8 protein-coding genes are annotated in these 8,894 nt (G+C 62.4%); 4 read left to right on the top strand and 4 right to left on the bottom strand.

The genetic code is table 11. The features are described from left to right. Positions 1-155: 155 nt before the first annotated feature. The 3 genes from AACS24_RS00090 to AACS24_RS00100 all read left to right on the top strand — a co-directional run bounded on the left by AACS24_RS00090 (position 156) and on the right by AACS24_RS00100 (position 2,788). A complete protein-coding gene (locus tag AACS24_RS00090) occupies positions 156-431 on the top strand; it encodes a metal/formaldehyde-sensitive transcriptional repressor (protein ID WP_108572003.1) in 276 nt (91 codons plus the stop codon). A gap of 167 nt (positions 432-598) precedes the next feature. Further along, positions 599-1,795: an amino acid aminotransferase gene (locus AACS24_RS00095; protein WP_108572004.1), complete on the top strand. Its 1,197-nt coding sequence runs from the start codon at positions 599-601 to the stop codon at positions 1,793-1,795. A 60-nt stretch (positions 1,796-1,855) separates the two neighbouring features. Then, positions 1,856-2,788 (top strand): LysR family transcriptional regulator, encoded by a 933-nt coding sequence (locus tag AACS24_RS00100; RefSeq protein ID WP_108572005.1) that lies wholly within the window; start codon positions 1,856-1,858, stop codon positions 2,786-2,788. 17 nt (positions 2,789-2,805) lie between these two features. Here the strand turns inward: AACS24_RS00100 and AACS24_RS00105 are convergent, their stop codons facing one another. The 4 genes from AACS24_RS00105 to AACS24_RS00120 all read right to left on the bottom strand — a co-directional run bounded on the left by AACS24_RS00105 (position 2,806) and on the right by AACS24_RS00120 (position 6,315). Next, on the bottom strand, positions 2,806-3,129 hold the full coding sequence (locus AACS24_RS00105; RefSeq protein WP_108572006.1) for a DUF1820 family protein: 324 nt from the start codon (positions 3,127-3,129) through the stop codon (positions 2,806-2,808). A 123-nt stretch (positions 3,130-3,252) separates the two neighbouring features. Continuing rightward, positions 3,253-4,137 carry a YjjW family glycine radical enzyme activase gene (locus AACS24_RS00110; RefSeq protein WP_181364268.1) on the bottom strand — a complete coding sequence of 295 codons (885 nt, stop codon included), beginning with the start codon at positions 4,135-4,137 and terminating at the stop codon, positions 3,253-3,255. Between the two features lie 10 nt (positions 4,138-4,147). Then, positions 4,148-5,674 (bottom strand): YjjI family glycine radical enzyme, encoded by a 1,527-nt coding sequence (locus tag AACS24_RS00115; RefSeq protein WP_108572007.1) that lies wholly within the window; start codon positions 5,672-5,674, stop codon positions 4,148-4,150. A 164-nt stretch (positions 5,675-5,838) separates the two neighbouring features. Then, positions 5,839-6,315 carry a L,D-transpeptidase family protein gene (locus AACS24_RS00120; protein WP_181364269.1) on the bottom strand — a complete coding sequence of 159 codons (477 nt, stop codon included), beginning with the start codon at positions 6,313-6,315 and terminating at the stop codon, positions 5,839-5,841. A gap of 280 nt (positions 6,316-6,595) precedes the next feature. Between AACS24_RS00120 and AACS24_RS00125 the strand changes: the two genes are divergently transcribed. Continuing rightward, positions 6,596-8,894: peptidase S41 (locus tag AACS24_RS00125; RefSeq protein WP_375124422.1), on the top strand; the 2,299-nt coding region annotated here is incomplete at its 3' end.

The raw sequence follows: 8,894 nt of genomic DNA on the forward strand, positions 1-8,894 counted from the left end.
GGCCCAGCGTGTCTTCTGTTCGGCCAGCGGATTGCCTTCGTGTACAACGGGTTGGTGGCAGTGGGATGAGGCGAGGGATGACATGAATTTCTCCTGAGAACGACAATGCAATATACTATACCCCAGTATAGTTTTATTGATCGAGAGGATCCTGCATGTCACACACCATCCACGACAAGAAGAAGCTGCTGGCTCGGGTGCGCCGCATCAAGGGACAGGCCGGTGCACTGGAGAGCGCGCTGGAGCAGGAGAGCGACTGCAGCGCCATCCTTCAGCAGATCGCGGCCATCCGCGGCGCCGTCAACGGCCTGATGCTGGAGGTGCTGGAGGGGCACATGCGCGAACACTTGGGGGCCGAAGAGGCGACCCACGCCGAGCGGCTGGAGGATCTGGATCAGGTAGTGCGGGTATTGCGATCCTATCTGAAGTAAGGCCTCACATGGGGCTGCATGTAGCCCCGCATCATCCCGTTTACAGCAGACCAGTGTCGGCCCGCCAGCCCTACCCCTTTCTGACTTGAGCCCTCGCCGGCTTTACGCCATGATGAGCGCCGATCATTGATCGCCATACTCTGGATTCCATTTCGCAAGGACCCCCCATGTTTGAACACGTCGATGCCTATGCTGGCGACCCCATCCTGACCCTGGTCGAGACCTTCCACAAAGACACCCGCGAGCAGAAGGTGAACCTGGGGATTGGCCTCTATTACGATGAGCAGGGTCGCATTCCGCTGTTGCCGTCGGTGCAGCAGGCCGAAGCCCAGCGCGCTGCCGCCCCGGCGCCGCGTCCCTACCAGCCGATGGAGGGTGCCGCCAACTACCGCACTGCGGTGCAGCATCTGCTGTTTGGTGCCGACCATGAAGCGGTCAAGGCGGGACGTATCGCCACCATCCAGACCATCGGTGGCTCAGGCGCGCTGAAGATTGGCGCCGATCTGCTCAAGCGCTACTTCCCGACCTCCGAGGTGTGGGTCAGCAATCCCACCTGGGACAACCACAAGGCGATGTTCGAGGGAGCCGGCATCAAGGTGCACGACTACCCCTACTACGATGCGGCCACCGGCGGCGTGCAGTTCGATGCGATGATCGACTGCCTGAGCGCCCTGCCGGCGAAAAGCATCGTGCTGCTGCACCCCTGCTGCCACAATCCGACCGGGGTCGATCTCTCCCGCGCCCAGTGGGATCGGGTCATAACTCTGGTGGTCGAGAAGAACCTGATCCCCTTTATGGACATCGCCTATCAGGGCTTCGGCGACGGGCTGGAAGAGGATGCCTACGCCATCCGTGCCATGGTGGCCGCCGGCGTCAGCTTCTTCGTCAGCAACTCTTTCTCCAAGAACCTCTCCTTCTACGGTGAGCGCTGCGGCGGCCTGTCGGTCATCTGTCAAGATGCCGAAGAGGCGAGCCGGGTGCTGGGCCAGATGAAGGCCACCGTACGCCGCAACTACTCCAGCCCCCCCACCCACGGTGGCCAGATCACCGCAGCAGTGATGAGCCAGCCCGAGCTGCACACCCTGTGGGTCGACGAGGTGACCGAGATGCGCACCCGCATCAAGGCGATGCGCCAGAAGCTGTTCGAGGTGTTGAGCGCCAAGGTGCCGGGCCGTGATTTTGGCTACTTCATCAACCAGCGTGGCATGTTCAGCTACACCGGCTTCACGCCGGAGCAGGTAGATCGCCTGCGCGAGGAGTTCGCCGTCTATCTGGTGCGCTCCGGCCGCATGTGCGTGGCGGGCCTCAACAGTCGCAACGTCGACTACGTGGCCGATGCCATGGCGGCGGTGCTCAAGGGCTAATCCGCATCAGCCCCGCTTTGGCGGGGCTTTTTGTCTGTTTCATTCGCTTGTGGAGTCTTTATGGATCTGATCGCACTCTCGAGATTGGGCGGTCGCCATCTGGTCACCCTGCACCTGCTGCTCGACAACCAGAGCGTCACCCGCACCGCCGAACGGCTCTGCACCACCCCCTCGACCGTCAGCAAGACCCTCAACCAGCTGCGTGAGCAGCTCGGCGATCAGCTGCTCTACCGCCAGGGCAACCAGTTGCTGCTCACCCCCTTTGCCGAACGGCTGGCCCCGACCTTGCACCGACTGCTGAGCGAACTGAGCGGACTGACCCGCCAGAACTCCTTCGACCCCTTGCAGTGGCAAGGCACCTTGCGGCTGGGATTGCGCGAGAGCGTGATGAGCTGGCCGGTGGGGCCGATTTTGGGGCAGCTGATGAGAGAGGTGCCCGGCATGGTGCCGGAGATCTGGAACAAGGATGAGCAGGGGCTGGAGGCACTGGCTGCGGGCAAACTCGACTTCGTCATCCTGCCTCACGATCAGAGCCAGCCGTTGCCGCGCCAGCAAGGGCTGGTGTGGGAGACACTCCGGGAAGAGCAGCTGGTCTGTCTGCTGCGTAAAGATCATCCGGCGCTGGCACAGCCCTGGGATCTCGATGCTTACCTGAGCTGGCGCCACATCGCCATCCGCGACAGCGAGCTGGCCAACCCCTTCTTCGAGCAGAGTCTGGCCCAGCAGCAGGTACGCCGGCAGATTGGCGCCACCCTGCCCGATTTTGCCAGCGCCGCTGCCCTGCTACCTCACTGCGATCTCATTCTTACCGCCATCGGTGGCTGGGCGACACGCATGGCCAGCCAGCAGGATCTGGTGATCCGGCAGGTCCCGTTCGATTACGGCAAGGTAAGCCACAGTCTGGTCTGGTATGGCCCGGCCGGCGATGGTTCGGCTCGTCACTGGTTCCGCGAGCGGATCCTGCAACTGGGTCGGGAGTTGACGCCGCCCTGAGCCGGGCGGCACAGCCATCAGGGGCGCTTGGTGTAAATGGGGCTGGGAAAGTGGGAGACATTGTTGCCCAGCTCGGTAATGCGGGCCGCCCCCTGTTTTTGCACCTGATCGATGCGCAGCACCTGATGCATGGGGATCATGGTGTGGCAAACATCGGCAAATTCGTTTTTGAGCTTCTCGTGGCTGGGGTCGACGATAAGCGCCGTGTGGTTGTCCCACACAAAATCGGCGATCTCGATAAAGCCGAACAGCTGGCCCTGATTCACCTCGCGCACATACACTTCGTAGCGCTCGCTGTGGCAAATAAACTGAACCCGATATAACGCCTTGCTTTCACTCATGATTCTTTGTCATTGCAGGGAAGAGGATGGCCGATATTCTAGCCGTCCCCCTCGCCCCCTCCAATAGACAGAAATCACAGTTGTCCGCTTTGACCGCCCGGCCTGCCATGACGTGGCGCCACCTCAAAGCAGCGGCGGCAGCGTCACTGGCCCCAGCCCGGCCTCACGCAAGCGGCTTGCCAATAGATCAAGCTCGTCACGGGTTGCCTCGGGCCAGCGGGTCGCGTCTCCCCTCACCCCGTGGTGGCGAAAGCCGTTAAGGCGAATGGGCACCGGCCCAAGCTGCAGCAAGAAGGCGGCGAGATCCGCGTCCAGCTCACCACTCGCATCCAGAAAATCGCTCCTGCCCGACACATGCAGCAGGCGCAACTCGGCCAGCTTGCCGTGACTTGCCAGCAACTTAAGCGAAGCCAGCACCCGCTCGCAGCCATAGCCGGTCAGGGAGAGGTGTACCGGGTCACGCCACCCCTTGAGGTCGATCATGGCGCCGTCGAGCTGCGGCAGCAGCCGCTGCCAGCCCGTTTCGCCAAGGGATCCGTTGCTATCGAGCAGGCAACTGAGATGGGCCAGATCCGGCGCCGCCTTGATGGCGCGAAACAGGGCCGCCACGAAAGGAAGCCGGGTGGTCGCCTCGCCGCCCGAGACGGTGATGCCGCTCAGCAGCGGGCCATAACGGCGCAGCAGAGCCAGCACCCCGGCCACCGTCATGGTGACGGTCTTGGGGTTGGCGCTGCGCGGGCAGGCCTCCAGACAGGCGTCGCAATCGGTGCAGAGCGCCTCCTGCCAATGAACCTTGCCCTCGCTCATGGTGAGGGCACTGCTCGGACAGACTGCGAGGCAGTCGCCGCAATCGTCGCACAGCCCGATAGTGTGGGGGTTGTGGCAGCCGGGGCAGCGGAAGTTGCACCCTTGCAGAAACAAGACCAGCCGGTTGCCCGGCCCGTCTACGCAGGAGAAGGGTAGCACCCTGCTCACCAGGGCGCTGCGCGCCAGCAGAGCTTCATCCATCGGACTTGGCTCAGTACTGGCAGATGGTCGACTCATTGGCCACTACCCGCGGCGCCCGCTGCCGGATGGCGGTCACTTCACTCGCCTCGGCACCAAGACAGGTGGTTTGCAACCGCGACCCCTCCTCTGCAAAGCGAGCCACGTCGCTCTTGCGGATCATATAGCCGGTCACCCGCACCAGATCGCTGTCGGCCACGTTGGCGGTGAACTCGCGCATACCGATGGCGAGCGCCCCCTTGCAGAGCTGCAGCAGCGCCTGCGGATTCTGGCGGATGGTGGGATCCAGCGTCAGGATCTCGCTGATCCCCGAGTGGTAATAGCCGTGGTGCGGCGCCAGCGCCAGCACATGGCTGGCTGGATCCGGCTCCTGCCCGTAGGGAATCCGCACCCCCGGGGTCACCGCCACATCGATGCTGAGGCCGCCCTGTGAGTGCAGCAAAGCGTGACCACCCCAGGCATGGGCCTGCGGCGTCGTAGTGACATATTCCGAAAGCTGGGCCGAGATGCGATAGCCAAGCTGGTTCGCCTCTTCGTCGTGACCGTAGCGGCTCGGCAGATTCTCTTTATCCATCAGAATGTTGACCGCTTCCGCCATGCCGTAGATGCCGAACATGGGGACGAAGCGCTCCTCATCCAGCAGCCCCTCCTTGACCAAGAAGCTGTCGAAGAAACCGGACTCCTCGTGCAGGAAGGCGGCGCGCACCGCGATCAGCTGGGACGTGAGACGGCAATAGTGGGGCAGCAGACAACCGAGGAAGTCATCGATCCCCTGTGCCTGCTCGGCGACTCGCTTGAGGGAGATTCGCACCAGGGTGTTGGCGCCACCGGCCTGCGGCAGGGAGTTGTAGCAGCTGACGATGCCAAAACCACGCTGGTCGAAGGTATCGCGATGGATCGGATAGTTGGCGATGTGCGGCTTGCTGCACTCGGCGATATTCTTCACCGCCAGCAGCAGCAGATCGTCCGGAGTCTGCTCCGGATCGTGGAAGAAAGTGAGGTTGGGGGCCACCTGCTTGAGCTCGCCGTCAATGCGCAGGATCAGGCGACAGATCCGGTTGTCATCGGGGCCGATGTTGACGTGCATGAAGGCATCCGGCAGCACCCTGTCCAGATAGATCCAGAACCCCTTCAGCTTGCGATAGAGAGTCTCGTCATCCAGCTCGCCGACAAAGGGGAGCAGCAACTGATCGAGCCGTCCCAGCCAGACTGGCATGCCGGTGACAGAAGGAACGTGGTGATAGAGGATGCGCAGGGCATCGAGCGCTTCGTCGAAATCCCGTGGCGCTGCCAGCTCCAGCCAGGCGGAGCCCTGGGTCAGGAACTTCTCGTAGTCCGGCAGCACATAGCGCGGCTTGTAGGGGGCGTGGCCCTCGAACATGTCACAGACAAATCCCTGCGCCATCGCCTCGGCCACTGCGGCAGGCAGGTCAGGGTATGGCAGCGCATTCTCGGCGGCCAGCGCCAGCGCGTGGCTCTTCTGGGCAGGAGAGAGATGGGGATCGCGCACGATGCGCTGGCAGGTTTCGGTCAAAGACATGGCAGGCTCCTTCACTGGCTGAGCCCATATCCTCACCTTTTGCAGGTTTTTTTGGAATTGACATTCATAACATGGTGGATGTCCATAAAAGACATCCGAAAGGCGGGATCACATCCGCTATAAACCAACGGGGCCCGCTCGATGGAGCGGGCCCCGTTCATCAATCAGGGTTCGATGATGATGGGCGTGCCGGGCTTGACGGCATCCCACACCTCATCCAGATCGTGGTTGAGCATGGCGATGCAGCCGTTGGTCCAGTTGGAGGGCTGTACCCTGCGGTTGCCAATGCTGTTGATCTGACCGTGGATCATGATCATGCCACCGGGGTTTACCCCCTTCTCGTTGGCCGCCTTGATATCGTCCAGATTGGGGTAGTTGATGTGAATAGCCTTGTAATAGCCGGAGTTGGTCTTCTTGTAGTCGAGGATGTAGCGACCTTCCGGTGTGCGCTGATCACCTTCCCGCTGCTTGTGGCCCTTGGGCGCCGGGCCCAGCGCGATCCAGTAGCGTTTGACCTCTTTGCCATCCTTCATCAGGGTCAGGCTATAGGTGGACTTCTTGACCACCACCATGTCGGCAGACAGGGTGGCAAAACTCAATGCGGGCCACAGCCCCAGTAAACACAGTAATACGGCTCTCATTCCATCCCTCGACAAGCCTCTGATACGGGCTTTGGTGTTGCCAAATCATCTGAATAATCTTCGCCTGCTGGCGAGCGAGCGCCATGATATTGGATCGCCATCAATACTCAATATGCGCGATAAAACATATCTTGGCACCGGTTTCGCCTGATCCCCTCTCACGTTGGTCAAATATCAATAATTAACATTCAAAACAATAAGATAGCATCAGACATCAGTTCTGGCGTATGACCTGATGATCGGCGATGATTACTTTTCAATCCATCGACAGGATCATGCCATGCGCTCTTCATGCCGCTTCGTCCATCTGCTGTTGTCCCCCCTGCTGCTCTGGCTGCCCGTATCTTACGCAGCGGATGCGCTCTGGCTGCGCGACCCTGCCCTCTCCCCCGATGGCAAGCAGCTTGCCTTCACCTGGCAGGGACGGATCTTCATCACCAGCGCACAAGGGGGGCCGGCCAGCGCCCTTACCGGCAGCAGCTACCTGAGCCAGCGCCCCATCTGGTCGCCGGATGGCAAGCAGATCGCCTTTGCCGCCAACCTCTACGGCAACGAGGATGTGTTCGTGGTGCCCGCCAGCGGCGGCAAGATGGTGCGGCTCACCCGCGACTCGCGCAACGACCTGCCGCAGGCGTTCAGCTCCGATGGTAAACAGCTGCTGCTGAGCAGCCAGCGGCTGACCGACCCCAATGCCGATCACTTCGTGGCTGAAGGGGTGCACGGCAGCGCGCTCTATTGGGCGCCGGTAACAGGGGGCAAGCTGCAGGCCGATCTGCCACTGCCAGCGATCCTCGCCCGCCCGCACGGGCAGCAGATCGCCTACCAGATGCCGTCGATGGATCAACCCTTTCGCAAGCACCAGAACTCGTTTGCCGTCTCCCGCCTCTGGCTGTTCGATGGCAAGCAGCACCGTCAGCTGACCGAGGATCGCATCGCCGCCACCGATCCGGTCTGGAACGACAAGGGGGATACCCTCTTTTACCTGAGCGAGCGCAGCGGTGACTTCAACGTCTGGCGCCGCGATCTGGCCAGTGGCAAGGAGCAGCAGCTGACCCACTACAAGGGCAATCCGGTACGGGGTCTGAGCGCTTCGCGCAGCGGCGATCTGGTCTGGTCGTGGCTCGGGGAGCTCTACCGCCTCGATGCCGGCAGCACCGAGCCGCGCAAGCTCGCCATCACGCCACAGGTGGTGAGCGAACCGGACGAACAGAGTCAGTCCAACAATCAGGCGGACGCAATTCTGGTCAGCGAGGAGGGCAAGGAGCTGATCCTGGTGAGCGAGGGGAGCCTGTTCGCCGTCGATCCCGAGCGGGAGCGGGTACGCCAGCTCACCGACTCTCCCAGCGAGCAGTCCAGCCCCCTCTTTGCCGAGAAGGAGCGCTCGCTTATCTACCTCTCCGAACAGGATGGGCCGGCCGCCCTCTATCGCCTGCGCAAAGCGGATCCGGAGCGTCTCTTCAGCGATCCGGGCCCCTTGCAGGAGAGCCTGCTGCTGGCCATTCCCGGCAAGGGGATCAGCCGGCCGGTGCTCTCTCCCGATGGCAAGCAGCTCGCCTTCGTGGTCGATGGTCAGGCCATTCATCTGCTCGATCTGGCGAGCAACAAAGAGCGCGAGCTAGTTCCCGCCAGCTTCAACCCCTCACGCCACGAGGTGATGCTCGCCTTTGCTCCCGACTCCCGCCATCTGGCGCTCACCTTCCGCCCCGACTCGGCCCAGCAGGAGATCGCCGTGCTCGATACGGCCGATGCCAAAGCCAAGCCGGTTAATGTCAGCCTCAACGGCTATCAGGACGGGGCGCCAGCCTGGAGTCAGGATGGCGGTATCCTCTACTGGCAATCGACCCGTTACGGGGTGCTGGATGCCGATGGTGAACCCCTTGGCAGCAACCTGCTCGGCATCTACAGCAGCCGGGCGGCCAAGGCGGACTTTCTGGCCGAAGTGGCGCCGCCCAAGGAGGGGTATGGCTTCGAGACCGATCGCCTCTCCCATCGGGAGGCACTACAACTCTTCCCCAGCGGCACGCTGCTCGCCAGCCGGGTCGTCCACGACCAGCTCGTCTATCTGGTGGAAGAGGGGGGCCCCAACAACGAGAGCGAGATCAAGGGTTACGCGCTCGACCTGCGCAAGGGGGAGACCCGCCAGCTGTTTGGCGATCAGCCGGGGCCGGCCATGGCCACCCTCAATCAGGAGGCGACCCTGGCCACTCTGGTGCGAGACGGAGAGATCACCCGCATTAACCTCGACTCCGGCGAGGTGCTCAGCTCCGCTTTCGAGCTGGTGCAGAGCAGGGACCTGCACGCCCGCATGGTGGCCGCCTTTGACCAGATCGCCCGCCTCACCCGGGACGAGTTCTATCGCGACGACATGAACGGAGTGGACTGGAACGGTTATGTCGCCACCTATCGCCGACTGCTTGTCGGCATCAACAACGGCCGCGACTTCGGTGACCTGCTGGCGGAGCTGGCGGGCGAGCTGAACGTCTCCCACACCTGGGGCTATGGCCCCACCCGCTATCCCGATATGGCGGATGAGACCGCCAGTCTCGGGGGCTACTGGCAGGATGGCAAAGAGGGGGTGG

It is taken from the genome of Aeromonas sp. HMWF016 (assembly GCF_963878195.1).
Classification (GTDB): Bacteria; Pseudomonadota; Gammaproteobacteria; order Enterobacterales; family Aeromonadaceae; genus Aeromonas; species Aeromonas lacus.